Annotated in this window: 32 protein-coding genes; 16 read left to right on the top strand and 16 right to left on the bottom strand. The window is 60.2% G+C overall.

The annotated features are described in order from the left end of the window. Positions 1–8 precede the first annotated feature (8 nt). Positions 9–3,527 carry a DNA polymerase III subunit alpha gene (locus tag NCN06_RS03210; protein ID WP_226397754.1) on the top strand — a complete coding sequence of 1,173 codons (3,519 nt, stop codon included), beginning with the start codon at positions 9–11 and terminating at the stop codon, positions 3,525–3,527. 29 nt (positions 3,528–3,556) lie between these two features. Here the strand turns inward: NCN06_RS03210 and NCN06_RS03205 are convergent, their stop codons facing one another. Genes NCN06_RS03205 through ruvA form a run of 3 tightly spaced genes read right to left on the bottom strand, consistent with a single transcriptional unit; the run spans position 3,557 to position 4,953 of the window. Further along, positions 3,557–3,970: a PAM68 family protein gene (locus tag NCN06_RS03205; RefSeq protein ID WP_226397753.1), complete on the bottom strand. Its 414-nt coding sequence runs from the start codon at positions 3,968–3,970 to the stop codon at positions 3,557–3,559. A 12-nt stretch (positions 3,971–3,982) separates the two neighbouring features. After that, entirely contained in the window at positions 3,983–4,252 is a 270-nt protein-coding gene (gene rpsO, locus NCN06_RS03200; protein ID WP_006851408.1) for a 30S ribosomal protein S15, read from the bottom strand. A 56-nt stretch (positions 4,253–4,308) separates the two neighbouring features. Next, the gene (gene ruvA / locus NCN06_RS03195; RefSeq protein WP_226397778.1) at positions 4,309–4,953 is read right to left on the bottom strand and encodes a Holliday junction branch migration protein RuvA; all 645 of its coding nucleotides are present in this window, start codon (positions 4,951–4,953) and stop codon (positions 4,309–4,311) included. Between the two features lie 22 nt (positions 4,954–4,975). On the opposite strand from ruvA, the gene NCN06_RS03190 reads away from it, so the two are divergent. Continuing rightward, positions 4,976–5,437 carry a hypothetical protein gene (locus tag NCN06_RS03190; RefSeq protein ID WP_226397752.1) on the top strand — a complete coding sequence of 154 codons (462 nt, stop codon included), beginning with the start codon at positions 4,976–4,978 and terminating at the stop codon, positions 5,435–5,437. An 18-nt stretch (positions 5,438–5,455) separates the two neighbouring features. Here NCN06_RS03190 and NCN06_RS03185 read toward each other — a convergent pair whose 3' ends face one another. After that, positions 5,456–6,346 carry a DMT family transporter gene (locus tag NCN06_RS03185; RefSeq protein ID WP_115023362.1) on the bottom strand — a complete coding sequence of 297 codons (891 nt, stop codon included), beginning with the start codon at positions 6,344–6,346 and terminating at the stop codon, positions 5,456–5,458. Between the two features lie 53 nt (positions 6,347–6,399). Between NCN06_RS03185 and dnaG the strand changes: the two genes are divergently transcribed. The 4 genes from dnaG (at position 6,400) to NCN06_RS03165 (ending at position 9,510) form a co-directional block, all read left to right on the top strand. After that, the gene (dnaG, locus tag NCN06_RS03180; RefSeq protein WP_226397751.1) at positions 6,400–8,490 is read left to right on the top strand and encodes a DNA primase; all 2,091 of its coding nucleotides are present in this window, start codon (positions 6,400–6,402) and stop codon (positions 8,488–8,490) included. 88 nt (positions 8,491–8,578) lie between these two features. Continuing rightward, complete coding sequence (locus NCN06_RS03175; RefSeq protein WP_115023358.1) at positions 8,579–8,836, top strand: hypothetical protein; 258 nt, start codon at positions 8,579–8,581, stop codon at positions 8,834–8,836. Then, entirely contained in the window at positions 8,836–9,132 is a 297-nt protein-coding gene (locus NCN06_RS03170; RefSeq protein WP_250398647.1) for a hypothetical protein, read from the top strand. Before NCN06_RS03175 ends, NCN06_RS03170 begins: the two co-directional genes overlap by 1 nt. A 3-nt stretch (positions 9,133–9,135) precedes the next feature. After that, entirely contained in the window at positions 9,136–9,510 is a 375-nt protein-coding gene (locus NCN06_RS03165; protein WP_226397750.1) for a hypothetical protein, read from the top strand. A 9-nt stretch (positions 9,511–9,519) separates the two neighbouring features. Here NCN06_RS03165 and NCN06_RS03160 read toward each other — a convergent pair whose 3' ends face one another. Next, positions 9,520–10,794: a Y-family DNA polymerase gene (locus tag NCN06_RS03160; RefSeq protein ID WP_226397749.1), complete on the bottom strand. Its 1,275-nt coding sequence runs from the start codon at positions 10,792–10,794 to the stop codon at positions 9,520–9,522. Between the two features lie 12 nt (positions 10,795–10,806). Continuing rightward, positions 10,807–11,238 (bottom strand): LexA family protein, encoded by a 432-nt coding sequence (locus NCN06_RS03155; RefSeq protein ID WP_115023352.1) that lies wholly within the window; start codon positions 11,236–11,238, stop codon positions 10,807–10,809. 88 nt (positions 11,239–11,326) lie between these two features. Between NCN06_RS03155 and NCN06_RS03150 the strand changes: the two genes are divergently transcribed. Next, on the top strand, positions 11,327–11,716 hold the full coding sequence (locus NCN06_RS03150; RefSeq protein WP_250398646.1) for a DUF8680 family protein: 390 nt from the start codon (positions 11,327–11,329) through the stop codon (positions 11,714–11,716). On the opposite strand, the gene NCN06_RS03145 is transcribed toward NCN06_RS03150, so the two are convergent. Genes NCN06_RS03145 through NCN06_RS03125 form a run of 5 tightly spaced genes read right to left on the bottom strand, consistent with a single transcriptional unit; the run spans position 11,685 to position 14,506 of the window. Then, the gene (locus tag NCN06_RS03145; protein ID WP_115023348.1) at positions 11,685–12,284 is read right to left on the bottom strand and encodes a 2OG-Fe(II) oxygenase; all 600 of its coding nucleotides are present in this window, start codon (positions 12,282–12,284) and stop codon (positions 11,685–11,687) included. The genes NCN06_RS03150 and NCN06_RS03145 overlap by 32 nt on opposite strands. Before the next feature lie 3 nt (positions 12,285–12,287). Then, positions 12,288–13,124, bottom strand: a complete 837-nt coding sequence (locus tag NCN06_RS03140; RefSeq protein ID WP_226397747.1) for a hypothetical protein — start codon at positions 13,122–13,124, stop codon at positions 12,288–12,290. Between the two features lie 36 nt (positions 13,125–13,160). Beyond that, positions 13,161–13,595 (bottom strand): 23S rRNA (pseudouridine(1915)-N(3))-methyltransferase RlmH, encoded by a 435-nt coding sequence (locus tag NCN06_RS03135; protein WP_115023345.1) that lies wholly within the window; start codon positions 13,593–13,595, stop codon positions 13,161–13,163. Next, entirely contained in the window at positions 13,592–14,017 is a 426-nt protein-coding gene (locus NCN06_RS03130; protein ID WP_226397746.1) for a hypothetical protein, read from the bottom strand. Before NCN06_RS03130 ends, NCN06_RS03135 begins: the two co-directional genes overlap by 4 nt. Before the next feature lie 3 nt (positions 14,018–14,020). Next, entirely contained in the window at positions 14,021–14,506 is a 486-nt protein-coding gene (locus NCN06_RS03125; RefSeq protein WP_226397745.1) for a pentapeptide repeat-containing protein, read from the bottom strand. A gap of 72 nt (positions 14,507–14,578) precedes the next feature. On the opposite strand from NCN06_RS03125, the gene NCN06_RS03120 reads away from it, so the two are divergent. From NCN06_RS03120 to NCN06_RS03085, 8 genes are all read left to right on the top strand, one after another. Further along, a complete protein-coding gene (locus NCN06_RS03120; protein WP_115023341.1) occupies positions 14,579–14,947 on the top strand; it encodes a YraN family protein in 369 nt (122 codons plus the stop codon). Between the two features lie 14 nt (positions 14,948–14,961). Beyond that, positions 14,962–15,786, top strand: coding sequence for a 16S rRNA (adenine(1518)-N(6)/adenine(1519)-N(6))-dimethyltransferase RsmA (rsmA, locus tag NCN06_RS03115; RefSeq protein ID WP_226397744.1), 825 nt, complete (start codon positions 14,962–14,964; stop codon positions 15,784–15,786). A 9-nt stretch (positions 15,787–15,795) separates the two neighbouring features. Continuing rightward, positions 15,796–16,719, top strand: a complete 924-nt coding sequence (gene ispE, locus NCN06_RS03110) for a 4-(cytidine 5'-diphospho)-2-C-methyl-D-erythritol kinase (RefSeq protein ID WP_226397743.1) — start codon at positions 15,796–15,798, stop codon at positions 16,717–16,719. Continuing rightward, positions 16,716–17,033 carry a DUF3082 domain-containing protein gene (locus tag NCN06_RS03105; protein ID WP_115023336.1) on the top strand — a complete coding sequence of 106 codons (318 nt, stop codon included), beginning with the start codon at positions 16,716–16,718 and terminating at the stop codon, positions 17,031–17,033. The genes ispE and NCN06_RS03105 overlap by 4 nt, the downstream gene beginning before the upstream one ends. Positions 17,034–17,215: 182 nt before the next feature. Further along, on the top strand, positions 17,216–18,199 hold the full coding sequence (locus NCN06_RS03100) for a pyruvate dehydrogenase complex E1 component subunit beta (protein WP_226397742.1): 984 nt from the start codon (positions 17,216–17,218) through the stop codon (positions 18,197–18,199). A gap of 5 nt (positions 18,200–18,204) precedes the next feature. Then, a complete protein-coding gene (gene secD / locus NCN06_RS03095) occupies positions 18,205–19,686 on the top strand; it encodes a protein translocase subunit SecD (RefSeq protein ID WP_226397741.1) in 1,482 nt (493 codons plus the stop codon). Between the two features lie 3 nt (positions 19,687–19,689). Continuing rightward, positions 19,690–20,679, top strand: coding sequence for a protein translocase subunit SecF (gene secF / locus NCN06_RS03090; RefSeq protein ID WP_226397740.1), 990 nt, complete (start codon positions 19,690–19,692; stop codon positions 20,677–20,679). Continuing rightward, positions 20,672–20,887: a hypothetical protein gene (locus NCN06_RS03085; RefSeq protein ID WP_115023330.1), complete on the top strand. Its 216-nt coding sequence runs from the start codon at positions 20,672–20,674 to the stop codon at positions 20,885–20,887. The genes secF and NCN06_RS03085 overlap by 8 nt, the downstream gene beginning before the upstream one ends. Here the strand turns inward: NCN06_RS03085 and NCN06_RS03080 are convergent. Then, positions 20,884–21,054 carry a hypothetical protein gene (locus tag NCN06_RS03080; protein WP_226406894.1) on the bottom strand — a complete coding sequence of 57 codons (171 nt, stop codon included), beginning with the start codon at positions 21,052–21,054 and terminating at the stop codon, positions 20,884–20,886. The genes NCN06_RS03085 and NCN06_RS03080 overlap by 4 nt on opposite strands. Before the next feature lie 176 nt (positions 21,055–21,230). On the opposite strand from NCN06_RS03080, the gene NCN06_RS03075 reads away from it, so the two are divergent. Further along, positions 21,231–21,410 carry a hypothetical protein gene (locus NCN06_RS03075; RefSeq protein WP_115023327.1) on the top strand — a complete coding sequence of 60 codons (180 nt, stop codon included), beginning with the start codon at positions 21,231–21,233 and terminating at the stop codon, positions 21,408–21,410. 187 nt (positions 21,411–21,597) lie between these two features. Here NCN06_RS03075 and NCN06_RS03070 read toward each other — a convergent pair whose 3' ends face one another. The 4 genes from NCN06_RS03070 to mnmH are packed head-to-tail and all read right to left on the bottom strand — an operon-like array spanning position 21,598 to position 25,117. Next, entirely contained in the window at positions 21,598–22,587 is a 990-nt protein-coding gene (locus NCN06_RS03070) for an AI-2E family transporter (RefSeq protein ID WP_226397738.1), read from the bottom strand. Continuing rightward, the gene (locus NCN06_RS03065) at positions 22,584–23,663 is read right to left on the bottom strand and encodes an AI-2E family transporter (RefSeq protein WP_226397737.1); all 1,080 of its coding nucleotides are present in this window, start codon (positions 23,661–23,663) and stop codon (positions 22,584–22,586) included. The genes NCN06_RS03070 and NCN06_RS03065 overlap by 4 nt, the downstream gene beginning before the upstream one ends. Next, positions 23,660–24,043 carry a photosystem II reaction center protein Psb28 gene (gene psb28, locus NCN06_RS03060; RefSeq protein ID WP_226397736.1) on the bottom strand — a complete coding sequence of 128 codons (384 nt, stop codon included), beginning with the start codon at positions 24,041–24,043 and terminating at the stop codon, positions 23,660–23,662. Before psb28 ends, NCN06_RS03065 begins: the two co-directional genes overlap by 4 nt. A 30-nt stretch (positions 24,044–24,073) precedes the next feature. Then, complete coding sequence (gene mnmH, locus NCN06_RS03055) at positions 24,074–25,117, bottom strand: tRNA 2-selenouridine(34) synthase MnmH (RefSeq protein WP_226397777.1); 1,044 nt, start codon at positions 25,115–25,117, stop codon at positions 24,074–24,076. Positions 25,118–25,136 lie beyond the last annotated feature (19 nt).

Here is a 25,136-nt window from a genome sequence, read left to right as displayed (position 1 = left end):
CTGACCCTATGGCATTCGTCCCTCTCCACAACCACAGCGATTACAGCCTTCTCGACGGGGCGTCGCAGTTGCCGGCCATGGTGGAGCGGGCGAAGCAACTGGGCATGCCAGCGATCGCCCTGACCGATCACGGCGTGATGTATGGCGCCATCGAGCTTCTGAAGCTTTGTCAGGGCACCGATCTCAAGCCGATCATCGGCAACGAGATGTACGTGATCAACGGGTCCATTGATGATCCGCAACCCAAGAAAGAGAAGCGGTACCACCTCGTGGTGCTTGCCAAAAACGTCACGGGCTACCGCAACCTGGTCAAGCTCACCAGCATCAGCCATCTGCGGGGGATGCGGGGACGCGGCATTTTTTCCCGTGCCTGCATCGACAAGGAGCTGCTGAAGCAACACAGCGAGGGGCTGATCATCGCCACGGCCTGCCTCGGTGGCGAGATTGCCCAGGCGATTTTGCGTGGTCGTCCTGATGTGGCACGCAAGGTGGCGGCCTGGTACCAGGAGGTTTTTGGCGATGACTACTACCTCGAGATCCAGGACCATGGATCTCCGGAAGATCGGATCGTCAACGTCGAGATCGTCAAAATCGCCAAGGAACTCGGCATCCAGATTGTTGCGACCAACGATGCCCATTACCTGAGCAAGCAGGACGTCGAAGCCCACGACGCTCTTCTCTGTGTGCTCACCGGAAAGTTGATCACCGATGAGAAGCGACTGCGCTACACGGGAACCGAATACATCAAGACCGAAGAGGAGATGGGGTGTCTCTTCGGTGACCATCTGGAGCCTGAGGTGGTCCAGGAGGCGATTGTCAACACCGTCAAGGTGGCCGACAAGGTGGAGCCCTACGACATCCTCGGGCGCTACCAAATGCCCCGCTTCCCGATTCCCGAAGGGCATACCCCTGTCAGCTACCTGAGGGAGGTGACGGAGCAAGGGCTGCGGGATCGCCTCGAGCTCGGTGTCGATGCTCCTCTGCCCGACGACTACGCCGAGCGCATGAGCCACGAGCTCAAGATCATGGAGCAGATGGGATTCCCCACCTACTTCCTGGTGGTCTGGGATTACATCCGCTTTGCCCGGGAACAGAGCATTCCTGTGGGCCCTGGCCGGGGCTCTGCTGCAGGCTCGCTTGTCGCCTACTGCCTTGGGATCACCAACATTGATCCGATCACCAACTGCCTCCTGTTCGAGCGTTTCCTCAACCCGGAACGCAAGTCGATGCCTGATATCGACACCGACTTCTGCATTGAACGCCGTGGTGAGGTGATCGACTACGTCACCGAGCGCTACGGCGAAGACAAGGTGGCCCAGATCATCACCTTCAACCGGATGACCTCCAAGGCGGTTCTGAAGGATGTGGCCCGGGTGCTTGATATTCCCTATGGCGATGCCGACCGTCTGGCGAAATTGATCCCGGTGGTTCGCGGCAAGCCCGCCAAGCTCAAGGCGATGATCGGTGAGGAATCACCCAATCCCGAGTTCCGCGAGAAGTACGAGTCGGATCCAACGGTGAAGCGTTGGGTGGACATGGCGATGCGGATTGAGGGCACCAATAAAACCTTTGGTGTGCATGCAGCCGGGGTGGTCATTGCCGCTGACCCTCTGGATGAGCTTGTGCCGTTGCAGCGCAACAACGATGGTCAGGTGATCACGCAGTACTTCATGGAAGACGTGGAATCCATGGGTCTGTTGAAGATGGATTTCCTGGGGTTGAAGAACCTCACGATGATCGAAAAGACGCTCGAGCTGGTGGAGGTCAGCAGTGGAACCCGCGTCGATCCCGACAAGCTCCCGCCGGAGGATGAAGAGACCTTTGCTCTTCTCGCTCGCGGTGACCTTGAGGGGATCTTCCAGCTGGAATCCAGTGGCATGCGGCAGATCGTGCGCGATCTCAAGCCGTCTTCTCTGGAAGACATTTCCTCAATCCTCGCTCTCTACAGACCGGGCCCCCTCGATGCTGGATTGATTCCCAAATTCATCAACCGCAAGCACGGGCGCGAGGCGATTGATTTTGCCCACGCGATCTTGGAGCCGATCCTGTCGGAGACCTACGGGATCATGGTGTATCAGGAGCAGATCATGCGTATTGCGCAGGATCTGGCTGGTTATTCCCTGGGTCAGGCCGATCTGCTGAGACGAGCGATGGGCAAGAAAAAAGTTTCAGAGATGCAGAAGCATCGCGGCATCTTCGTCAAAGGAGCTGGTGAGCGTGGCGTTGATGAAAAGGTCGCCGACGAACTGTTCGATCAGATGGTTCTCTTCGCTGAATATTGCTTCAACAAGAGCCATTCCACGGCCTACGGCGCCGTCACGTATCAGACGGCCTATCTAAAGGCGCACTATCCGGTGGCCTACATGGCGGCCCTGCTCACGGTGAATGCCGGAGCCGCCGACAAGGTGCAGCGCTACATCTCCAATTGCAATGCAATGGGGATTGAGGTGATGCCTCCGGATGTGAACGCCTCCCTGACCGATTTCACCCCCAACGGCGATCGGATCCTGTTCGGTCTCTCCGCTGTTCGCAACCTTGGTGACGGAGCGATTCGGCAGTTGATCGCCGCCCGCGATAGCGATGGGCCCTTCCACTCCCTGGCCGATCTGTGTGATCGGATCCCCTCCTCGGTGCTCAATCGTCGTGGCCTGGAATCGTTGATTCACTGCGGCGCCCTGGATGCCATGGATCCGCAGGCCAATCGTGCCCAGCTGATGGCCGATCTGGACCTGCTCCTCGACTGGGCCTCCTCACGGGCCAAGGACCGTGACAGCGGTCAGGGCAATCTCTTCGATTTGATGGCCCCTGCATCCGATGACGCTGGCCCGGCTGATCTCAGCCATGCCCCCAAAGCTGCACCGGTGCCGGATTACCCCCCGACAGAAAAGCTGCGCCTTGAAAAAGATTTGGTGGGCTTTTACTTGTCAGATCACCCCCTCAAACAGCTCACGCCCTCCTCGAAACTGCTGGCGCCCATCGGCCTGGGATCCCTTGAGGAGCAGCCGGATAAAACAAAGGTGAGTGCTATCGCGATGGTGGCGGAGATGCGTCAGGTCACCACCCGTAAGGGCGACCGCATGGCGATTCTTCAGCTCGAGGATCTCACCGGAAGCTGCGAAGCCGTTGTTTTCCCCAAGAGCTACGCCCGCCTCGCGGATCATCTGATGGCCGAAGCTCGCTTGCTGGTGTGGGCTGGGGTGGATCGGCGTGACGAGCGTGTGCAGCTGATCATTGACGACTGCCGCGCCGTTGATGAGCTCAATCTGCTTCTGGTTCAGCTCCCTTCTGATCAGGCCAGTGACATCGCCATTCAGCACAAGTTGCGGGAATGCCTGAACCAACATCGTCCCGAACGGGATGAGTTGGGCGTCAAAGTGCCTGTGGTCGCCGAGGTGCGTCATGGCGAGACCGTTCGCTACGTGCGACTTGGCCCTCAGTTCTGCGTAAAAAATGTCGATGCAGCGATCGAATCGTTGCGCAACCAAGCCTTTGAAGCCCGCAGCAGCGACCGTCTGGTTCTCACTTGATGTTGATTAGGTCATCAGAAGAGCACTGTTCAGGGCTCTGATTCCCGCTGCTGTTGCTTCTGGGCCCGGATCGACTCACGCATCCGTTGAACATTCGGTTTGAAATTCTCAAAGCCCAAAAGGGAACCCGGTTCGGGATCCCAGCTGGCTGTCAACACGCCAACGCTGAGTCCCACCAGCCCTAGGAGGAAAAACAAGCCGGAGCCTGCGAGTGTGAGCCCCGGAGCGATATCGGCGATGCCACGGGTGACGACGACGTAGCTGCCAACAAAAACTCCCATCCCTGCGAGAGACGGGAGTCCTGTGAACACAGCGACACGACGCGCCATCCGATCGGCCACATACCGAGGAATGGCTTCCTGTCTGGGAGCCCCAGAGGCAGGCTTGCTTCCCTTCCCAGACCCTTTGGGCTCGAAGGGAAGGGCATTGCGTTGCTCAGCCATGGGGCAGTTCGATTAGCCGCGGATGCCCAGTTTGGCGATCGTATCGGCGTAGCGTTGTTCGCTCTTGCTGCGCATGTAGCTCAGCAGACGCTTGCGACGGCCAATCATCTTGAGCAGCCCCTGACGCGAGGAGAAGTCGTGGATGTTGTTCTGCAGGTGGCTGCTGAGACGGTTGATCCGCTCACTCAGCATGGCCACCTGGACCTCGGCCGAACCGGTGTCGGTGCCGTGGGTCTGGTGGGTGTTGATCAGCTGCTGCTTCTCGGTGGTATCAAGCGACATGCGGGGGGGGCGGCCCTGTCAGTGCAAACAACCAGCTTACCTTTGCGAGGGACGGATCAGGCCGATTCGCGACTTAGCCATTGGAGGCAGACCCGCAGCCAAGCGTCCTGGTCGCCTCCGGCAGGAGGGGGGCCATCTGCACCCTCGGCGATGGCACGGATGGCGCGACGGATTTCGAGATCGTCGTAACCAAGCATTGCCAGAGTTGCTTCGACGTCGGCCCCGCTCTCTGGCATCTGCTCTGAGCTGATTCCTTCAGCCAGGGAGGGAGCTGGATCAACGCCCGCGAATGCCGCGATGGAGGCCCTGAGTTCCACCGCAAGGCGCTCTGCTGTGCGTTTGCCGATGCCCTGCGCCTTGCAAAGTCGGCGCAGATCACCGCTGCTGATCGCTTCCACCAGTTCTTGGGGCCTGCATTCCTGCATCAGGGCAAGACCGGCCTGGGGACCGACACCGCTGACGCTGATCAGCAGCCTGAACAGATCCCGCTCCTGACGGAGAGGAAAGCCATAGAGGCTGCTGCCGTCCTCCCGCTGCACCTGATGAATCCACAGGTTCAGATCGCTGTCAGCAGAGAGGTTCTGCTGATGCCGCTCCGTCAGATGCACCTCATACCCGACACCACCGCAAAGCAACAGAACGCCGCTACGGTTGCCTTGAGTCCAGAACTCCATCGGTCGTCCTTGCAGCCAGCCGATCATGGGGAGAGGTTCCAACCGCGTCATGTTGCCGCAGCTGTCATTGCCTGTGTCTGGTTTGAAGCGTGTCTTGCAAAGGTTTCTTCAGGCGCTTTGCGTTTTGTCGATCGTGGTTTCCCTCACGGCCTGCAGTGGATCCCAACCGCCACGCGCTCTATTGAATGAAGCGCTGGCCCTGCAGATTCAGCTCACCCAGACGGCTATCGCCAGCTCCCTGGACCTCACCCCGATGCCCATTGCCCCCAGCGTTAGTCGTGTGCGGGTCGAAGACCAGGAAAGCTTCGCCCTGGGCGATGAGCAGGGCTTGAGGGTTTCGGGTCGGTTCGATTGGCAGCTGCCCGGTGACCGCGTTCAGGTGGACAGCCCGTTTGAGCTGTTTCTGCAACGGGGCTCCCGCGGGCAGAGCTGGCGCCTGGTCCGCCCCAAGGGTGGAACGGATGACCGTCAGGCCTGGCTCACCTATCCCTTGGGATTGGACAAGGCCTGAGGTCTACTTCGAGTCGAGCTAACTCCGGGCCGACAGGCTGATCAGGGTGGCGGACAGCACAAGCATTCCCCCACCCACCTGCCAGGCATTCACCGATTCAGCAAACCAGAGCCAGCCCCAGCCAGCGGCGAAGACCACTTGCACGTAGTTGATCGACGTCGCTCGTGCGGCGGGCAGACAGCGCAGGCCTTCGGTGACCCAAATCTGGCCAAGCTGAGTCATCACGCCGACTCCCAGGAGCCAGAACCACTCGATGCCGTTGGGCCACACCCCCTGATGCAGCACCCAGGGCAGGGTTAAGGGAACCGAGATCATCGGGAAATACAGGATGATCACCAGCGGGTGTTCGGTTTCCGACAGCCGCCGCACACTGACGTAGGCCAGGGCGGTCATCAGAGCGCCAGCAATGCCGATCAGGGCAGGGATGAGCTGAGCCGGCTGTGCTGTTCCCGTCAGCCACTGCGGTTGCACCACCAGCGTGACGCCGATCCAGCCCAGCAGAACCGCCCCACTGATGCGTCGTCGGAGCGGTTCGCCAAGCAGCAGCAGCGCCGCTAGGGCCGTGAATGTGGGGTACGTGTACTGCAGCACCGTTGCCGAGGCGAGTGGCAGCTGATCAATCGCCTCGAAGAAACACAGCAGGGCCAGGCTGCCCAGCAGCCCACGGGCCACCAACAGCCCGCGTCGATGGCCCCAGGGAGAAACCCCGGCGAGGCGTAGCCCAACTACGGTTAGAACGATGCTGATCAGCGCTCGGCTCAGCACGATTTCCACCACCGGAAGACGACTGTTCAGCTGCTTGACGCAGACCGTCATCAGACTGAAGGCCAGAGAGCTGAGGATCAGAGCCCGACTGCCCCGCACCGATTCCCGGTTCCACCAGGCTTGTTCGTTCTGCGTTTCGGCCATGGGTGTTCTGATGACGGGGTGCACGGAACCCTGCGACTTCGCAGAATGAACTGATGGTGAATGCCCGCCTGCACCCAAGAACGATCGAGGCCGTCAAGGAACGGGCCGACATCGTTGATGTGGTGGGCGAGCACGTGGTGCTCAAGAAGAAGGGACGGGAATTCGTCGGGATCTGTCCGTTCCATGACGACAGCAAACCGTCGATGACGGTGTCTCCCGCAAAGCAGTTCTACTACTGCTTCTCCTGCGGTGCCGGGGGCAACTCCATCAAGTTCCTGATGGAGTTCCAACGCCAGAGCTTCAGTGATGTCGTGCTGGATCTGGCGCGGCGTTACCAGCTCCCGATCGAGACGGTGGATGGTCCGCAGCAGGAGCGGCTGCGGCAGCAGCTCTCCCGTAGGGACAAGCTGCAACGGGCCCTGGCTCTGGCCGCCGGCTGGTTTCGCAGCCAGTTGCTGGCTCCCACGGGCGCAGAGGCCCTCAAATACCTCAGCGACGCCAGAGGTCTCAGCCCCGCCACCCAGGAGTCATTTCAGCTCGGCTATGCGCCGGATGAGTGGGATGGCCTTCTGAAGCATCTTCAACAGGTGGAGGGGCTGGCTCCCGAGCTCCTTGAGGCCGCTGGTCTGGTGGTGCCCCGCAAGGGCGGCAATGGCTTTTATGACCGCTTCCGCCATCGGGTCATGGTTCCGATCCATGACCGTCAGGGTCGGGTGATCGGCTTCGGGGGGCGCAGTCTTGATGGCAGCGAACCGAAGTACCTCAACTCTCCCGAGACCGAGGTGTTTGAGAAGGGAAAGCATCTGTTTGGCCTCGACAAAGCCTCCAATGCCATCCGTAAGGACGACAGGGCTGTGGTGGTGGAGGGCTACTTCGATGTGATTGCACTGCATGCCGCCGGCATCACCAACGCCGTGGCCTCCCTTGGCACGGCTCTGAGCAGTCAGCAGATCACCCAGTTGTGCCGCGTCAGCGACAGCAAGCGGATCGTTCTGAATTTTGATGCCGATGGCGCCGGTGTCCGTGCGGCCAATCGGGCCATTGGCGAGGTGGAGCAGCTGGCCATGCAGGGCCAGCTGGAGCTGCGGGTTCTGCACCTCCCGTCCGGTAAGGACCCTGATGAATACCTCAAACAGAACGGGGCCGGCGATTACCGCGCTCTGCTGGATCAGGCCCCCCTCTGGCTCGACTGGCAAATTGAGCAGGTTCTTGAGGCGAGAGACCTCAGCCGGGCTGACCAGTTTCAGCAGGCGGTGACGGCCCTGGTGGGGCTGCTGGGCAAACTGCCCCAGTCCGCTGTCCGAACCCACTACCTCCAACGGGTGGCGGAGCGGCTCAGTGGTGGGCAGGGACGGCTGGCGCTTCAGCTCGAGGACGATCTGCGCCAGCAGGTGAAGGGCCAGCGTTGGCATGGGCGCTCCAGTCGCCATGAGCAGCCGGGTGAATCCGGTCAGCGGGAGCGTTGCGAGGCAGACCTGCTGCGTTTGTATCTGCATTGCCCTCGGCATCGGGCCACGATTCGCCAGGAACTGCGCACGCGGGAATTGGAGGATTTCGCCATCCCCCATCACCGCCATCTCTGGGCGGCCATTACGGATCTAGAGGAGACCAACCTGGGTGAGGGGCGGTTGGAGGCGATCAGCCGATGCGACGACGACGGCGAGGGTCTTGATGTGATGGATCTGCCACGCCTGCTCACCGATCAGCTGTTGCTGGAGAGCAGTGCGCTGGTCTCCCGCCTGACGCCTCTCCTGGAGCCCGGTGAATTGCAGCTTGTTGCTTTGGCGGAGCCGTTGGAGCAGTTGCGAGGCATCGCTGCTCTGCTGGAGCGCCAGAAAAGCCTGAAGCGCTGCCGGCATCTGCTGGAGGCCTGGGGTGGTCAGCGCCTGCAGACCCTGGAGGCCTGTATCGCCGTATTGATTGATCAGGAAGCCTCGTCAGACGAGAGCAACGTGGACATGGAGCTACGGATTCAGGCCTTGTTCGATGACCTCAACCGTGATGCGCTGCGTTACCAGGAGCTTTATTACACCGAGAGAAAGCACATCGGCCATCTGGATCAGCAGCGTTGCGCGAGCTACACCGTTGCGGTCGATTCCCCTGCTGCGGAGACCTCAGGGGATGCGGTTCCTCCCGCCGCCTGAGCCATGGGCCATGGTTCTTGGCTTCGATGTGTGGTGAGGTTGCCAATGTTCTCGGCAAACTGCATCAAGACCTGTCCGTCGCGTTGAGATGTCTGAATTCTTCGAAGCGATCTGGCATGGCGATGGCGTCGGCGACGGCGGTGATCTCGAGGAAGCGCTGCAGGCCTACATCGCGGTGAAGCCGGAGGAGGGCGATTGGGTCGAAGCTTGTGCCGCCGAGGGAGCTGATCCGGTGATCGAGCGGTTCGCTTCGTTTGACGCCTACCTCGACAATGCCGATCCGCTTGAGCGCATCGCTGTCACCCCGCAGATGATCAGTGAAGCCCTCGCGTTGTTGCCGTCTTGATGTCTGATACGCATCTTGATTTCGCGGCTCTCGCTCCGGTGAACCACCTCTGGCCGGCCTTCGTGGAGCGCTTGGGCTCTGACAAAGCGCAGCGGGCCGTGCGTCAGGCGTTGGATTTACAGGGCATGCGGGGACACCACGGCACGTTGCCGGTGTTGTTCACCGAAACCGGAGGATTGGCGCTGGCTAGCACCGATCTGGTGCGGGAGCAGACTGGCCTCAATGCCCATGGTGAGCGGATGGTGTTGCTGCTCAGCACACGTGAACAGGTCATTCAGTTGCTGCAGGAGGCCTGAGTGATGAACCCTCCTCCCTCTGAGCCACCCTCTCCTGCCAATAGCGGTCTTTATCTGGTTCCTTACTGGGTGCGTGGCGGTCGCCTCTGGGGCGTGATTGTGTTTGTTCTCGTGCTGGGTGGTCTCGTGGTGCCCATGCTGCTGTCGGCGGTGCGGCGCCAGGCCAGTTCACGCGGCTTCGGTCGTGGTGTCGCGACATCCCTTTGCAGTCTTGCTCACACCTCCACAGGCCTGAGTCGTGACGACGCCATCGCCCAGCTGGAAGAGATTCGAACCAGTTTTGTGCGCACGCGGGCGGTCGACGCTGAAGCTTTCCTCGACGGTGTGGATCAGGTGGCGATCAGCCTCCCTGCCTGCCGTTTTCTGGGTGAGCCGTGATCGATGGGCTCAGGCCCTCACCACGGGTAGATCCTGCAGACGGGTGGTGGCGGCTCGGCTGAGTTGCTCCCGTCGCATCAACCAGCTCGGCTGCAGTCCGCAGCCTGCCCATTGCAGGGTTCCACGCCCGTAACGCCGATTGATCTGGTCGATGGTCTGCATCAGGCATTCCCGTTTCTGCTGCTGCTCTTCACTCATCGGCACCATCAGATGGGTCTGGAGGATCTCATGGCTCTGCAGGTGCTGCATCAGCACGCCGGCCTTGGCCAGTTGACGGTGGGGGCGAAAGATTCGTGCCACCAAGGGGTGCGCTGCTTGCAGCAGCACGGACGTGTCATTGCTCGGTAGATCCAGTTGCGTGCTGGCCGCTTGGCTGTAAAAGCCGGGAGCGAACGGGCTTGTGCGGGTGTAGATGGTGAGGGCTGCCGCCCGCTGCCGTTGCTTGCGCAATTTCTCGGCGGCGCGCACCACATAGGTCGTGATCGCCTGGTGCAGCTCAGCCTCGCTGGTGATGGGTCGGCTGAAACTGCGGCTCACGCAGGTTTCCTGCTTCGGTGCCGGTGCAAGCTCCAGCGGTAGGCAGGCATGGCCGCGCAGTTCGCGTTGCAGACGCAGACCCACCACGCCGCATTTGGCGCGTAGCTCACCGCTCGGCATGTCCCGCAGGCGTCTTGCGTTGCTGATGCCCCGCAGTCGACACCAATGGGCCAATTGACGACCGATCCCCCAGACATCCTCGATCGCAATCGTTTCCAGCCAATGATCAGGGTTATCGCACTGGCCGAGGTCGAACGTCCCGGCACGGTTCGGGGTCTGTTTGGCCAGGCGATTGGCCAGCTTGGCCTGTCCTTTGCTGGCCCCCAGGCCGATGGCGATTGGGATGCCGAGGTTCTGTCGGGCCCGTGCCCGCAGCTGCCGGGCCCAACCTTGTAAATCACCATTGCTGGGACGACGAATCCGCCCGAAGGCTTCGTCGATCGAATACACCTCCAGCTCTTCACAGTGGGCCTCCAGCAGGCTCATCATCCGCTGGCTCATATCGGCATAAAGGGCGTAGTTCGAACTGCGCACCACCACGTTGTGCCGTTCAAGCTCTCGACGCGCCTTGAAGTACGGCGTCCCCATGCGGATCCCCAGGGCACGGGCTTCGGCGCTGCGCGCCACGATGCAGCCGTCGTTATTGGACAGCACCACCACGGGCCGGCCGATCAGGGCCGGGTCCAGGCTCTGCTCGCAGGAGGCATAGAAATTGTTTCCATCGATCAGGGCCGTGGCCTGAGACATGGCGATGTCGCCTCAGAGCGGATGGATCACATGAATGGCGACGCCCCAGATCTGAACCTCGCCGCAGCGATGAAGCTCCAGCGGGGGATAGTCCGGATGGGCGGCTTCCAGGCGCAACCTGCCGCGATGGCGCACCAGGCGCTTGAGGGTGAAGCCACCGTCAAGCACAGCCACGACCACCTTCCCCGGTCGCGGTTCGAGGCTGCGATCGACCACCAGGAGATCACCGTCGTGGATGCCGGCGTCGGTCATGGAGTTGCCGCTGACATGCAGGAAAAAGGTGCTGGTGGGATGCCGGATGAGTTGTTCATTGAGGTCGATCCCCACATCGATGTAGTCATCGGCGGGGGATGGGAACCCAGCGGCAACGCATTCATTGGCTAGGGGCAGGGTGAGCCGAGTTCGCCTTGGTTGCAGGGGCAGCGGACTGTGTTGGAGCTCCACGGCAACAGCAACAGCTGGCTAAATAGTACACATGTACTTATCGGTATGGGGAGGGTCCGGTGAGGATGGTGGTCTTCGGGTTCTGGTATTGGCTGACTCTCCTTATCTCGTAGCCATGGCGTTGATCGATCAGCAGGGGCAGCGGGCGTTGCCTCTGGGGGGACGCTCTCAGAAAGAGGTGGCTCCGCAGGGTGAGGCTCCGGAAGAGTTGGGCCATGTCTTGGTGCTGGAGCTGCTGCTGCGGGTCTTCCAGCGCAGCGATCAGGGCTCTCTGCAGCGTGCTGCTGGAGCAGACAGTCTGCTGCTGGTGGAGCTGCCGATGGAGCGGCTGCCGGAGGATGTGCCCAGGCTTAAGGCGGCCTGGCTGAACACGGGTGATACGGCTGCATTCAAAGCGGCGCTGCAGACCTTTTCTCCGCGGGCCTGGACCGTATCGATTGAGAAATTCAAGCCGGTGGCTCTGCAGCAGTTGTGGTGAGGGGCGGTTGAGCCCAGATGTTCACGGCCACGGAGTAGCGCTCGCCTTCGAATGGGTTGATGCGATGCAGGATTCCGGGTGAGAAGAGCACCAAACGGTTCACCACAGGAGGGATCGAGATCACAGACCGGAACGTTGGCAGGGGACCCTGATAGCCGTTGCTGATCGGGGGGTTGTCGGCGACCAGAAGTTCACCTCCAGCACAGCTGACGTGGGGATAAAACACTGTGGACAGCAACGGCAGTACATAGCGGCCGCTGTGTTGGCCTTCCAGTTCGTCCTTGTCGATGTGCCAATCGAGGTCGTTGTTGGTATTGCACCACCACTCGATCCCGGCCCGCTGGGGTGCGAACGGTGTGGCTAGGGGGAGAAGAACCTCGTCGAGATAGCGATCGACGATGGCTTGCTGGGCGGGCGCGTGGATGGAGCGGGGGGCACCGCTCTCGGGTCGCCAGCTGAACTGAGCATCGCCGGAATGCTGCTCCATGAGCCGGCCATGGATGTCGCAAAGATCCCGCAGGTGTTGCAGCTCCTCGGGTTGCAGCAGGTTGTCGACCACGTGCAGCATGGTTTAGGCGTGTTGCGAGGCTTGTTTTTGCAGGCGCATCACGTACTGGAACGCTTCGCTGTCTGTATCCCGGGCAATTTTTTTGAGTCCAAAGCTGTGATCGCTTTGGAGCAACCGATCGATTTTTTTGCAGGACACTTTTTTGCCCTCTGGTACTTCGATCAAAGGAGGTTGAAAGTTGGCTTTTGGGCCCTCTAAAAGATGAAGAATGCTGGGTATAGCGATTTCAGTTACGGGCCAGTGGCGTTTGGGCCTTCTCTTGAAGTAGTTGTTGTTGAAATAGTTATTGAAGAGCACCCCGAAAGTTTTGAAGGTCGACCAGGGCATGTAGGTACCACAAACCCGCCCAACCCGAAGCTTTGAAGGGTCGTCGTCCAACATTTCCCTGACAAATTGTTTGAGGTGAGGATCAGATTTAGCTTTTGATCTCCATCTCCAACTGGTTTTTCTGTCAATCCGAAATGGCTTGTTGCCGCAGCCGATACGGTGGTTGGAGAGTTGATTCTTCGCCTGGCTGGAGACAAGAAGGTCAGTATCGGTGTGAATAAGGACCTTGTCAGGACAGTGGTGGTCGGACAGGACGGTCTTGATTAGTTCGCACAGGGCATAAACGGTGCAGGGCCGCCAGGTGGGCTGCCTTCGTTTTGTGAAGTGGATGCTGTGACCCTCCCGTTCGGCGAGGGCGGTGAGGTCGGATTGGAGGTCTGGATGACTCTCCAAAGAAACGTGGAAGTAATGACGCAACTCAAAGGGTGTAAGAAACACCCTGTAGTTCTCCAGTTGTCGGGCAATGTGATCAATTGACTGGCCATGGATCGGGGAGAGCAGAGCCAGACGCATGGTGGAGAGAGAAAGAGATGCAGCGACAGAGAAATCTTAGGCGCGGTGATAAGGGCTGCCTTGAACAATCGCCTGGGCCCGGAACAGTTGTTCCACAAGCATCAGTCGCGCTAGTTCATGGGGGAAAGTCATTGGAGAGAGGCTCAGGCGCCAGTGGGCCTGTGCCTTGAGCTCAGGGGTCAGACCATCGGCTCCACCAATCACAAAGACCAGCCGCTCGTAACCGAACTGTTCGAGTCGTCGCGCGAAGGGAACCGACGCCAGGGTCTCGCCCTGCTCCATGAGAGCGATCAGGGTTTCGTCTGGCCTTAGGGCCGCTCGGATCGCATCTGCCTCTTTATCCGGGGTGCTGTCCCGAAGCTCGCTGATGGTCAATCCCGGCAGGCGTTTGAGGTAAAGCTCAATGCCCTCCTGAATCCAACCGCGACGCACTTTGCCCACCGCAAGAATCCGGCAACGAGCCGGGTTCAAACGTCATCTCCTTCGTCCTCGAGAAGCAGCTGACCGAAGGCCACATAGAGGCTCTCCTCTTCGCTTCCCGGGTCAACCTTCGGCCGTTTCGGTTTGGTGTTTTTTCCCGGTCCAGCCTGGCTGCGCATCGGCGCGGCAAGGCTTGGAACCTCGCTGCTGCTGTTCAAGGACGAAGACTGCCCCGACGGCTTGCGTTGGGCTTCCAACTGTTTGAGGCGGGCCATGAGGTGCTCAGGAACCGTGCCGTCCTGGCTGGCCTTCATCAGTTCCCGGAAAAGTTCCTCGGGATCCTTTTCCGTTTCGACGCGGTGGCGCGCTTGGCTTGCTTTGGCTGCCGCCGGGGGCTTGGGTTCTGGCAAACGTTCGGGGAGCTGGCGCCCCAACTCACGCAGGCGCTCCAGACTGCGGGGATCAAAGCTCATGGTTCAAGCGCAACCGAGACTTTCGCGGGTGCTTCGGCCAGTGACTGAATTAACGCCGTCGGCCACTGCACAAAGGCTTTTGAGTTGGTCACCGCGCATGGGGACATCGGTGAAGTCAGCTCCTGTGATCACCACATCCTTGAAGCGAGTGTTGAAGGCGAAGGCTCCTTCCAGTACGGCATCCGAGAGGTTGGTTCCCGTCATCACGGCGGAATCCAGCGTGGCTTCTCGCAGATCTGTGCCGCTGAGGTCGGCGTCCTGCAGCTTCGCGCCGTACAGGCTTGCCCCGCGTAGATCCGATCCAGAGAGATTGGCTTCGCGCAGGTTGCTCAGGTTGAAGGTGGCCCCACGCAGATCTTTGTCGGAGTAGTCGGCACCGATCAAGACCTGTTTGGCGACATCCATGGCCGCATGGACCGGAGCGACCACCAGCCACTGAGCGGTTAAGACCAAAAAAGAGACCAGAAGGGCCGCGAAGCGTCTGCGCATGAGCGGAACAATCACTGCTGAACCCTAGAACCGTTCCTGGGGGGAATGGTTTGAACAAGAAAGTGATGGTTCATGCCGGTGGAGTCTCAATGCAGCGGTCGCTGGGCGGAACAGCAGGCCTTGCAACAGCTTGAAGCGAAGGGATGGCGGTTGCTCGATCGCAACTGGCGCTGCCGCTGGGGGGAACTGGATCTGGTGCTGGAACAGCATCAGCAGCTGTTGGTGGTGGAGGTAAAAGGGCGTCGCATCGGTCATTGGGACCGCCGCGGCCTGGATGCGTTTCATCCCGCCAAACGACGCCGCATGGCGCGTGCGATCAGTTGCTGGAGAGCTGCGCATCCAACCTGCGCCGAGAAGCTGCTCCGGATCAAGCTGGCCCTTGTGCCGTTGATGCCATCCCAAGAAACGATCTGCTGGATGGATGTGGAGCGGCTGTGCTGATGCACAGTTGATCCATGGGTTTCTCCGGACATCACGCCCGCAAACGCTTCGGCCAGCACTGGTTGCGTGACGACTCCGTTCTGCAGCGGATTGTTGAGGCTGCCGATCTTCAGCCGACCGATCGCGTGCTGGAGGTGGGGCCTGGTCGGGGGGCTTTAACCGAGCGTCTTCTGGCTGCGGATGTGGGGGCAGTGCATGCGATCGAGCTTGATCGCGATCTGGTGGCCGGTCTGCAGGATCGTTTCGCTGATCACCCTGGGTTCAGCCTCCATCAGGGGGATGTTCTCGAGGCGCCCCTCGAATTGAGTGACGGTCACATCGCCGACAAAGTGGTGGCCAACATCCCTTACAACATCACAGGGCCTCTGCTTGAGCGGCTGGTGGGGCGGTTGGATCGCCCTGTGGATCCGCCGTACCAACGGCTTGTGTTGCTGGTGCAGAAGGAAGTGGCGGAGCGGATCCGTGCCCGTCCGGGCCACAGCAGTTTCAGCGCCCTAAGTGTGCGAATGCAGTTGCTTGCCCGCTGTGGTTCGGTGTGTCCAGTGCCGCCGCGCTGTTTTCAGCCCCCTCCGAAGGTGCAGTCGGAAGTGATCTGCCTGGAGCCTTTGCCGCCGTCCGAGCGGGTGGAGCCGGCCTTGGCTGCTCAGGTGGAATCCCTGCTGAAGCAGGCATTTCTGGCGCGGCGCAAGATGCTGCGCAACACCCTGGCGGGCGTGGCCGATCCCGACCGCTTGCAGGCTTTGGCTGCCTCCGCTGGCTTCAGCCTTCAGCAGCGCCCCCAGGAACTAGCTCCGGACATCTGGGTTGCCCTGGCCAGGGGTTTGAATCGGGGCGACTGAACGACCACCATGATTACGGTGACGGCCCCGGCAAAAGTCAATCTGCACCTGGAGGTCCTGGGGCTGCGGTCGGACGGTTTCCATGAGCTGGCCATGGTGATGCAGAGCATCGAATTGGCGGATCGTCTCAGCTTTGAGAACACCGCCGATGCGCGGGTCAGCCTCAGTTGCGATGACGCCAGCCTCAGTGTTGGCGACGACAACTTGATCCTCCGTGCGGCTCACCTGCTGCGGGATCGTTCCGGCTTCAGTGAATTGGGGGCGTCGATTCATCTGGAGAAACGCATCCCCATTGGTGCTGGCCTGGCTGGAGGTTCCAGCGACGGCGCCGCGGCGCTGGTGGGTCTGAATGCCCTTTGGGGATTGGGCCATAGCCCCGCTGATTTGGAGCGGATGGCGGCTGAGCTCGGCTCTGATATGCCCTTCTGTGTCGCCGGAGGGTGTCAGCTCTGTTTCGGCCGAGGGGAGCAGCTGGAGGCGGTGCCGCCGACCAATGAACCCCTGGCAGTGTTGTTGGTCAAAGACCCCAGGGCGAGCGTTTCAACGCCATGGGCCTACAAACGTTGCCGCGAGCTAAACCAATCCCGCTACCTCGCTGATGAGGCTGCGTTTGAACGCCGCCGGCAGGCCCTACGTCAGGACGATTGGCTGAACCCCTTGCGCAGCGATCGTCCACCGTCTTTGCGCAACGATCTGCAGGAGGTGGTGGCGCCCGAAACAGCTGCTGTGCGCTCGGCGCTTCAACTGTTGAAGAGCGTTCCCCACAGCCTGGCGGTGGCGATGAGCGGATCAGGTCCCAGTTGCTTTGCGCTGTTCCGTGATCTGGAGTCATGTCAACAGGTCCAGGGCGATCTCGCTCCCCAGCTGGAAAGTGCCGGATTAACGGCGTGGTCTTGCGCCTTTCGCCGAGATGGCGTGAGGATCGAGTCATGACTGATGCCAAGACCACAGAGAGCCCCGAGCCACGGGATCCCCGCAAAGGTCCGCTGAGTTTTCTTTCTGGGGCGCTCACAGCTGGATTCTTGGCTTGGCTTGCTCTGGGTTGGAGCCGGCGGATGGTGGTGTACTTCGCTGTTCACCCACCTCACTACAGCTCGCCGATTGCCCAAAACATTGCCGTCACGCTGAAGACCTTGCTGGTGGGCTTGTCCTTTCTGGCCACGTTCAGCACCGGGTTTGTGGCTCTCGGTCTGACCCTGGTGTTTCTTCGCAGTCTCTTTACGGCTCGCGATCAGAACCCTGCCTAGCCTCCGCCCATTGCCAGGGTTTGGATGACGCCCCACGACCTCGGTCAGCTGGCGCTGCTGCTGTCTCCAGCCATGCTTCTCTCAGTTTTGTTGCTGTTCACCTTTGCTGCCGGCGGTTGACCCTGCGCTGACTGAGATAGCTTGGCGTCACCACCCGGATTGGCCGGGATCAAAGGGACGCCGTGGCAGGAACACTTCTCTTCAACGCCCTCCGGGAAGCCATCGACGAGGAGATGGGCAGAGACCCCCACGTCTGTGTGATGGGTGAAGACGTCGGCCATTACGGCGGCAGTTACAAGGTCACCAAGGATCTGGCGGAGAAATACGGCGATCTCAGGGTGCTGGACACGCCGATTGCCGAGAACGGATTCACCGGTATGGCGGTGGGTGCGGCGATGACCGGTCTTCGCCCGATCGTTGAAGGGATGAACATGGGCTTCCTGCTCCTGGCCTTCAACCAGATTTCCAACAACATGGGGATGCTCCGCTACACCAGTGGCGGCAACTTCACCATTCCCACGGTGGTGCGCGGGCCGGGTGGCGTGGGTCGTCAGCTTGGGGCTGAGCACAGCCAGCGGCTTGAGGCCTATTTCCATGCCGTGCCCGGCATCAAGATCGTTGCCTGCAGCACGCCCACCAATGCCAAAGGCCTGATGAAGGCCGCGATTCGGGACAACAATCCCGTGCTCTTCTTCGAGCATGTTCTGCTCTACAACCTCACCGAGGAGCTCCCCGAAGGCGACTACACCTGTGCCCTTGATCAGGCTGATCTGGTGCAAGAAGGTAAGGACGTCACGATCCTCACCTATTCCCGGATGCGTCACCACTGCCTAAAAGCGGTGGAGCAATTGGAAGCCGACGGCGTCAGCGTTGAACTGATCGATCTGATCAGTCTCAAGCCCTTTGATATGGAGACGATCAGCCGCTCCATTCGCAAGACCCACAAGGTGATTGTCGTGGAGGAATGCATGAAGACCGGCGGTATCGGTGCCGAGCTGATCGCTTTGATCACTGAGCAGTGCTTCGACGATCTGGATGCCCGTCCGATGCGTCTATCCAGTCAGGACATTCCAACCCCCTACAACGGATCCTTGGAGAATCTCACGATCATTCAGCCGCATCAGATTTTTGAGGCGGCTCAGGCGTTGGTCAACAAGGACATCTGACGTTGATGGCGCGTTTTCAGGGTTGGTTTGCCCTTGTTCTTGCCCTGGCGATCGCAGCCGGGATGTTTTTAGTTCGCACTCCGCTGGAACTGGGTCTCGATCTGCGGGGCGGCAGTCAGCTCACTGTTGAGGTGAAGCCAGCCGGAGAGATCACCCGTGTGGGCTCCGAGGAAATGGAAGCGGTGAAAGCCGTGCTCGATCGCCGGGTCAACGGTCTCGGTGTGGCCGAGTCGACTCTCCAGACGGTGGGTGAGTCGCAGCTGGTGTTGCAGCTCCCTGGCGAACAGGACCCCACTGCGGCTGCGAGGGTTCTTGGCGACACGGCTCTGCTGGAGTTTCGTGCTCAGAAGCCCGATACCGAAGCTGAATTCCGTGGGCTGAGGCAGCTCCGTTCCCAGGTGGAAGCCATTCTCAAGCTCCGTGAGGATCAGATCCGCCGCGGTGAAACGCCGGCGCCGCTGGATCTGGATCAGCTCAAGACAACCCAGAAGACTCTTGGGCTCGAGGGCGAGGCCACTTCGGAGGAAGAGCAGCTTCGGGACTTGCTCGAGAAGGTCGATGCCGACTTGCTCACAATGCTTGAGCCGGCCGCACTGACGGGTAAGCAGCTTGTGACTGCCGGTCGTCAACCGCTACAGAACAATCCAACCAGCTGGGAAGTGACCCTCAACTTCGATGGGGAGGGCGCTGAGGCTTTCGCTGATCTCACCAAGTCGATTGCGGGCACCGACCGATTGCTGGCGATCATCTTGGATGATCAGCTGATCAGTGCCGCCAGTGTTGGTCCCCAGTTCAAGAGCGCTGGCATCTCAGGTGGTGCAGCCACCATCAGCGGCAATTTCAGTGCGGAAACGGCGCGCGAACTGGAGGTGAAGCTGCGGGGCGGCTCTTTGCCCCTCCCCGTTGAGGTAATCGAGGTTCGCACCATCGGCCCCACTCTGGGGGCTGAGAACATCCGCCGCAGCCTGGTGGCCGCCCTCTCGGGCCTGGCCCTGGTGGCAGTGTTCATGGTGGTGGCCTATCGCCTGCCTGGGGCTGTGGCTGTAATGGCTCTCAGCCTGTATGCACTGTTCAACTTGGCGGTGTATGCCTTGATCCCCGTCACGCTCACCCTGCCGGGAATCGCTGGATTCATCCTTTCGATTGGTATGGCTGTGGACGCCAACGTTCTGATCTTTGAGCGCATCAAAGATGAACTGCGGCGTGGCAACACCCTGATTCGCTCGATTGATACTGGTTTCTCGGAGGCCTTTTCATCAATCGTTGATGGTCACCTGACCACGTTGATCAGCTGTGCAGCTCTCTTTTTCCTTGGCACGGGACTGGTCAAGGGCTTCGCGGCAACTTTGGGCATCGGCGTCTTGCTGAGCCTGTTCACAGCCCTCACCTGCACCCGCACCTTGTTGCGTTTCCTGATGGGTTACGCCGGTCTTCGTCGTGCCAGTAATTTCCTGCCCGCCCGGCAGCTTCCTTCTCCTTCCGCCTGAACCATGACTGAACCTTCGTCATCGGCAACAGCGGGCGAGGTCCGCAATCTGCGCTGGTCCCTCAGCAGCATGCGGCGCAGGGTGTGGCTGATCTCTGGCCTTGTGGTGTTTGTGAGCCTGCTGGGGTTGCTGCTCAGCTGGCTGGATCCCGCCATTCGGGCCCCCCTGCGTCCGGGCCTGGACTTCACCGGCGGCACGCAGATTCAGTTGGAGCGCCGTTGTGATGACTCCTGCGGTGAGCTCAAGGCGATTGCGGTCTCCGATGTGATTCGCAGCCTGGACCTGCCAGTGGAGGAGGGGCAACCTCTCCCCAACCTGGGGGCGCCCCGGGTTCAGCTGTTGGATGGCGGTCAGTCACTCTTGTTGCGGCTGCCAACCCTGTCGGCTGCCCAGGGCCAAGCGGTGATCCAGGCGGTTGAACCGGTCGCGGGTCCGTTCCTCTCTGGTGGTCAATCGGTCGACACCATTGGTCCCAGCTTGGGTCGGCAACTGTTGCGCAGCAGCCTGATTTCTCTGCTGGTCGCCTTCAGTGGCATCGCGGCCTACATCAGCTTCCGCTACGACCGCCGCTACGCCTTCCTGGCCCTGGTGGCCCTTGCCCATGACGTCGCCATCGTTTGTGGTGTGTTCGCTTGGCTTGGCGTTGTGCTGCAACTGGAGGTCGACAGCCTCTTCGCCGTCTCGCTGCTCACGATTGCTGGATATTCGGTGAACGACACGGTGGTTGTGTTTGATCGCATCCGTGAACGAAGCAAGGATGCAGCTGATCTGCCTCTCTCTTTACAGGTGGATCAAGCGGTGTCGGCCACATTGACCCGCACCCTCTATACAAGCGGAACCACCCTGCTTCCTCTGTTGGCCCTGGTGTTCTTTGGTGGAGCAACGCTCTACTGGTTTGCGATCGCTCTGGCCTTGGGGGTTGTGGTGGGCTCCTGGTCGAGCATCGCCCTGGCACCCTCGCTGCTCACGCTCTGGGACCGTTCCCGTGACTGATCGCAGTGGCGAATCTCAACGACGACGCCATCCTGCTCGGTGGTTTCCGATTCTTCTGATCCTCTTGGCCCTGGGCGATCTGCGCACCGAAGTGCAGCTCCTGAGTGATCAGTTCACACTCACAGGCTTGGGCTATGCGATTCGACATCACCAGTTGGCTGTGGTGGTGCTGCTGGGTTCACCGTCCCTGTGGCGTCGTTTCGGCTAGCTGGAGCCATTGCCGAATTCACGCCAGATTGAATCCCAGGTGCGTTGCTTCACATCAGTGTTCCATCGCCCCTTGCTGTGGGTCGAGGACCACCACGATTCGAACAGGTCGTGCGCTTCTTCGTGCAGTAATTCCGGATCGAGGTTCTCTCGAACCAGCTGCTTCACGGCCTGCCTCAGTTCCTCATAACGAGAGAAATTGAAGATGACGTCCAAGCCCTTTCGTCTCAAGACCTGTTGGACACGCTATTGGATCGTTGGCCTGGAAGGGGTGGTGTTGGTATCAATCTGAACGTCATTGCTTGTTGCGCCTGAGCTACGACTCAACTGGTTGCTCAGGTCTCATGGAATTGAATCCTGGTCTCAATGAAGAGGTGTTCGGGTTGCGCGCCGAGGTTGAGGCTCTGAAATCACGGCTGAACAAAATTGAACGCGGCCAAGAGGTTGCGGTGTCTGCGGCCTATTGGCAAGCGGTTGAACGGGAACGCGATTCAAGTGAGAAGAAGAAACGTCAGCTGCTCTAGGAGATTGAAAGCTCGACCTAATGCGCTTGCCCTTGGTGCATGTTCAAAAAAATTGGGACCCTCTCCCAAGAGCCCCAATGCTCGACGCGTCGCTCTCACGACACCGTAAAAGTACTTAGTCAGCACTGGTCTCAGGTGTGACCCTTGCTACAAGGTGTTCATCTGGATACATTGGTGGATTCTGCTCTTAGGCCCAGCGATCCATGATCTGCTGTACCACCACGCGCTGCATCAGCACCTGAATCACCACCACCAGCGGAAGGGCGAGCAGCACGCCTGGTAGCCCCAGCAGGGCGCCAAGGCTGAGCTGGGCTGTCAGGGCGACGGTGGGAAGCAGATTCACGGTTTTGCGCAGCAGCAATGGCGTGAGCAGAAATGCCTCGAGGTTCTGCAGCACCAGCCGGAAAACGAGCACCGAGACCATCAATTGCGGCGATTGCAGCAGTGCTAATCCCGTCGGTAGAAGGGTTGCCGCCGTGGGGCCGATGGTGGGTACGAAGGTGAGCAGGCCGCAGACCAGGGCGCTCAATAGAGCAAGGGGTGCTTTGAGCAGCAACAGTCCACCCCAGGTGAGCAAAAACACGCTGGTGGCGGAAAGGGTCATGCCGCTGAGCCAACCCCCCAGCGCCTGACGGCATTCATCCAGCAACAGTTCCATCTGCTGTCGGGCGGGGCGGGGCGTCACGGCGACGACCATGCGCCGATGGGAACTTGGATCCAGGGCCAACAAGATCGCGAGCAGGGCCATCAGGAACAGCTGAATCAGCGAATTCGCCGCACCGCCTGCAAAGCCCAGCAATGGTTGAAGCCCTTTCAAGTTGAGGCCCTCACCCAGCGCTTCATTCAGCTGCGCCAGGCGTGGCTCGCTGCTCAGCAGATCAGACACCTTGCTGAACAACTGCGGCAGATCACGACCCAATTGCTGGAACTGGCTGATGAGTTCCGGGACCAGCAGCTGTCCCAATAGCCCCCCTGCGAACAGCAAAATCCCAAGCACGGCAGCTAGGGCTTGTGGTCGTTTCAGCCGTGTTCGCTTCTGAACCTGAACAATCAGCACATCCAGTGCCACCGCAACCACCACGGCGCCGAACAGCACCAGGAGCACCCAGCGCAGGTGCCAGAGCAGCAGCACCAGCACCACCAGGGTGAGAGCAACAAGAAACGTGCCGGCTGTCATCCTGCGGGCTCCAGACGTTTCCAGCGATCCAAAACATCGTGGATCAGGACTTCTCGGATGATCACCTGCAGCACCACCGCTAGAGGCAGAGCCATCAGCAGGCCGAGAGGTCCGAACAGCAGCGTGAACAAAAACTGCGCGGCCAGGGTCAACCCAGGCAGCAGCTTCACTTGGTGGTGCATCACCGAAGGCGTGATCACGTAACTCTCGATGTTTTGGATCACCACATAGACCCCCAATACCGCCGCTGCCTTCCAGGGGGCATCCAGCAGGGCGACTGCCATCGGGAAGATGGTGCTCATTGTTGGTCCCACATTGGGGATCACGTTCAACAGTCCTGCCAGCAGTGCATTGGCCAGAACGAGTTTCACGCCCAAGAGTGTCAGCGCGATGCTGCACAGCACAAAGACCGCCAGTGAGCTGATCAGCACGCCGACCATCCAGCTACTCAAAGCGGCACCGCACTGATCAAGGATTCGCCGTCCACGGCGTCGATAAAAGGAGGGAATCAGCTGAAGCCCCACACTTCGATAGGCCTGGGGTTGAATGCTGATCATCAAAGCGACTGCCAGCACGAACAACAGACGCAGCACCCCGTTGCCGAGGTTTCCCGCAACACCGAGCAGGCCTAGCAATCCGCTGCCCACGCCTGCTGCCAGTGATGAACCATCGGGCACAAGCTGTCGCGGACCACTCAATTCCAGTTCATCGATGTCGGGGAATGCATCCGCGCCATAGATGGCTTCGCTGATGGTGTCGATCCAGTCGACTCCCATCCGAACGAGGGTCTGACCCGCTTCGGGCAGCTTCTGCAGCAGCAGGGCAAATTCCTCGAGGAATGGGGGCACCACAACACCCGCAGCCCCTGCAACGAGCAAGAGCAACCCGGCGATGCAGAGAATCAAGGCCAGAGGCCGTTGCATCGGCCTCCTTTCTCGAAGGATGCCCACAAGTGTGCAAAGGGCCATGGCCAGAACGACTGCAGCAAAGAGCAGCAGCACCAGCTCACGCAGGGACCACAGCAAGGTGATCGCTGCGATCAAGGCTGTTAACGACAGCCAGTGGGGCAGTCTCAAGCTTGTTGATCGTCGGCAGCGTCAGTCTGATTGGAATCCTGATTTTGTGAATAACCCAAGCCGTTGGCCTCGGCGTAGCGCTGGGCAAAGCGCATGAATCGCTCGAAATCCTCTTCGGATTTCCAGGAGTAAACGGCTTCAAGAGCACTTGCTGTGCCGTTCACAAACTTGCCGTTCACTTCTCGGGTGACCATCTCACCTTCTTCATCGACCATCCACATTCCAGTGATGTCGCCCATCGTTTCTGGAGCAATTGCAGCAGGCTTCTCGAAACGGAAGGTTGCTTGACCAGTACGACCGTCGCGGCTGCGCGTCAGACGAATATCGGGAACCACCGGCTCATTGACTCCCCGAAAGAACTGAATCGCTGCTTCGCTCACGTCGTTCTGGAACCATCGGTAGCAGAGATCTTAATCGGGGATTTCAACAAACCCGTGCTTCATCAGCGTCTGCGCGGCTTGATCAGCACTGAGGCCCGATAGGTCGATGTTGTCGCGTTTGGGGGATCGCGCCAATTCGTGGTCGTAACAACGGTCGTAATAGTCGAGTGTGGCGCGGCAGGCGCTGGCCCAGTCTTCCCTGTCAATCGCCTCGAGGGCTTCCTTGGTGCGCTGCGGGCCGAGTCGTCGACTGATCCGCTGGGTCGCCTCAGCGAGAGCTGACGCCCCTTGATGGCCGTACACCTGCACCAGCTGTTCGACCCGTTCGTTCAGGTCGCGCTGAATCTCCAGCACCGGGGCCTGCTGCATCTGATCGAAGAAAGGTTTGGGAATGCGGCAGCTCCCTACTTGGATGCTTTCGGCTTCCAACCAAATCGCCGTTGCCTGCTGGCGTTGGTGCTGATCCAACGCTTCAGCCAATTTGTTCTCGTAGTGCTCGGTACTGGGTTGATCCGGCAGGCCCAGGCCGCCGAAACTGCTGCCGCGGTGGTGGGCCAGCCCTTCCAGATCAACAACGGCTACTCCGCAGGCCGCCATGGCCAACAGCAAATCAGTTTTTCCAGTTCCCGTTCGCCCCCCCATGACGCGCAGGGGCCATCTCTGTTCAAATCGGCTCTGGGCCCAGCGCCGGTAGCTCTTGTAACCCCCTTGCAGAAGTGTTGGCTTGAGTTCGATCTGCTGCGCGAGCCAGGCCATGCTGGCCGAGCGCATTCCTCCCCGCCAGCAGTAGATCCGTGGATTGCCCAGCTCGCGAAGGGTCTCCAGCTCACGGGCCAAGCTGCTGAGCTTGGGTCCGGTGAGTTCAAGACCCAGATGAATCGCTGGTCTCCGTCCTTGCTGCTTGTAGGCGATGCCGACTTCGGCCCGCTCCTCATCGTTGAACAAAGGCAGGTTGATGGCCCCGGGCCAGTGCCCCTTCGCAAATTCGCTGGGGCTGCGCACGTCCACCAGCGGACCTTTCAGCTCGCGAAGCTGCTGGATCTCGATTGAACTTGTCTCGCCCATGCCTGACATAGTGGCCAACACCGAGCCA

It is taken from the genome of Synechococcus sp. MU1648 (assembly GCF_023630615.1).
In the GTDB taxonomy this organism is placed as follows: Bacteria; Cyanobacteriota; Cyanobacteriia; order PCC-6307; family Cyanobiaceae; genus Parasynechococcus.
Note: the sequence above shows the minus strand (reverse complement) of the source record. Positions and strands in the feature narration are given on the sequence as shown.

Bases quoted from the DNA above. Each gene is read 5' to 3' on its own strand.
- mnmH (WP_226397777.1), bottom strand. From the start codon at position 25,117: ATGTCAGGCATGGGCGAGACAAGTTCAATCGAGATCCAGCAGCTTCGC.
- NCN06_RS03190 (WP_226397752.1), top strand. From the start codon at position 4,976: ATGTTGCCGCAGCTGTCATTGCCTGTGTCTGGTTTGAAGCGTGTCTTG.
- NCN06_RS03105 (WP_115023336.1), top strand. From the start codon at position 16,716: ATGACTGATGCCAAGACCACAGAGAGCCCCGAGCCACGGGATCCCCGC.
- NCN06_RS03170 (WP_250398647.1), top strand. From the start codon at position 8,836: ATGTCTGATACGCATCTTGATTTCGCGGCTCTCGCTCCGGTGAACCAC.
- NCN06_RS03130 (WP_226397746.1), bottom strand. From the start codon at position 14,017: ATGAGCTTTGATCCCCGCAGTCTGGAGCGCCTGCGTGAGTTGGGGCGC.
- rsmA (WP_226397744.1), top strand. From the start codon at position 14,962: ATGGGTTTCTCCGGACATCACGCCCGCAAACGCTTCGGCCAGCACTGG.
- NCN06_RS03145 (WP_115023348.1), bottom strand. From the start codon at position 12,284: ATGCTGCACGTGGTCGACAACCTGCTGCAACCCGAGGAGCTGCAACAC.
- ispE (WP_226397743.1), top strand. From the start codon at position 15,796: ATGATTACGGTGACGGCCCCGGCAAAAGTCAATCTGCACCTGGAGGTC.
- NCN06_RS03160 (WP_226397749.1), bottom strand. From the start codon at position 10,794: ATGTCTCAGGCCACGGCCCTGATCGATGGAAACAATTTCTATGCCTCC.
- NCN06_RS03125 (WP_226397745.1), bottom strand. From the start codon at position 14,506: ATGCGCAGACGCTTCGCGGCCCTTCTGGTCTCTTTTTTGGTCTTAACC.
- ruvA (WP_226397778.1), bottom strand. From the start codon at position 4,953: ATGATCGGCTGGCTGCAAGGACGACCGATGGAGTTCTGGACTCAAGGC.
- rpsO (WP_006851408.1), bottom strand. From the start codon at position 4,252: ATGTCGCTTGATACCACCGAGAAGCAGCAGCTGATCAACACCCACCAG.
- NCN06_RS03070 (WP_226397738.1), bottom strand. From the start codon at position 22,587: ATGACAGCCGGCACGTTTCTTGTTGCTCTCACCCTGGTGGTGCTGGTG.
- NCN06_RS03165 (WP_226397750.1), top strand. From the start codon at position 9,136: ATGAACCCTCCTCCCTCTGAGCCACCCTCTCCTGCCAATAGCGGTCTT.
- NCN06_RS03140 (WP_226397747.1), bottom strand. From the start codon at position 13,124: ATGCGTCTGGCTCTGCTCTCCCCGATCCATGGCCAGTCAATTGATCAC.
- NCN06_RS03120 (WP_115023341.1), top strand. From the start codon at position 14,579: ATGCCGGTGGAGTCTCAATGCAGCGGTCGCTGGGCGGAACAGCAGGCC.
- NCN06_RS03185 (WP_115023362.1), bottom strand. From the start codon at position 6,346: ATGGCCGAAACGCAGAACGAACAAGCCTGGTGGAACCGGGAATCGGTG.
- NCN06_RS03205 (WP_226397753.1), bottom strand. From the start codon at position 3,970: ATGGCTGAGCAACGCAATGCCCTTCCCTTCGAGCCCAAAGGGTCTGGG.
- dnaG (WP_226397751.1), top strand. From the start codon at position 6,400: ATGGTGAATGCCCGCCTGCACCCAAGAACGATCGAGGCCGTCAAGGAA.
- secF (WP_226397740.1), top strand. From the start codon at position 19,690: ATGACTGAACCTTCGTCATCGGCAACAGCGGGCGAGGTCCGCAATCTG.
- NCN06_RS03075 (WP_115023327.1), top strand. From the start codon at position 21,231: ATGGAATTGAATCCTGGTCTCAATGAAGAGGTGTTCGGGTTGCGCGCC.
- NCN06_RS03175 (WP_115023358.1), top strand. From the start codon at position 8,579: ATGTCTGAATTCTTCGAAGCGATCTGGCATGGCGATGGCGTCGGCGAC.
- secD (WP_226397741.1), top strand. From the start codon at position 18,205: ATGGCGCGTTTTCAGGGTTGGTTTGCCCTTGTTCTTGCCCTGGCGATC.
- NCN06_RS03210 (WP_226397754.1), top strand. From the start codon at position 9: ATGGCATTCGTCCCTCTCCACAACCACAGCGATTACAGCCTTCTCGAC.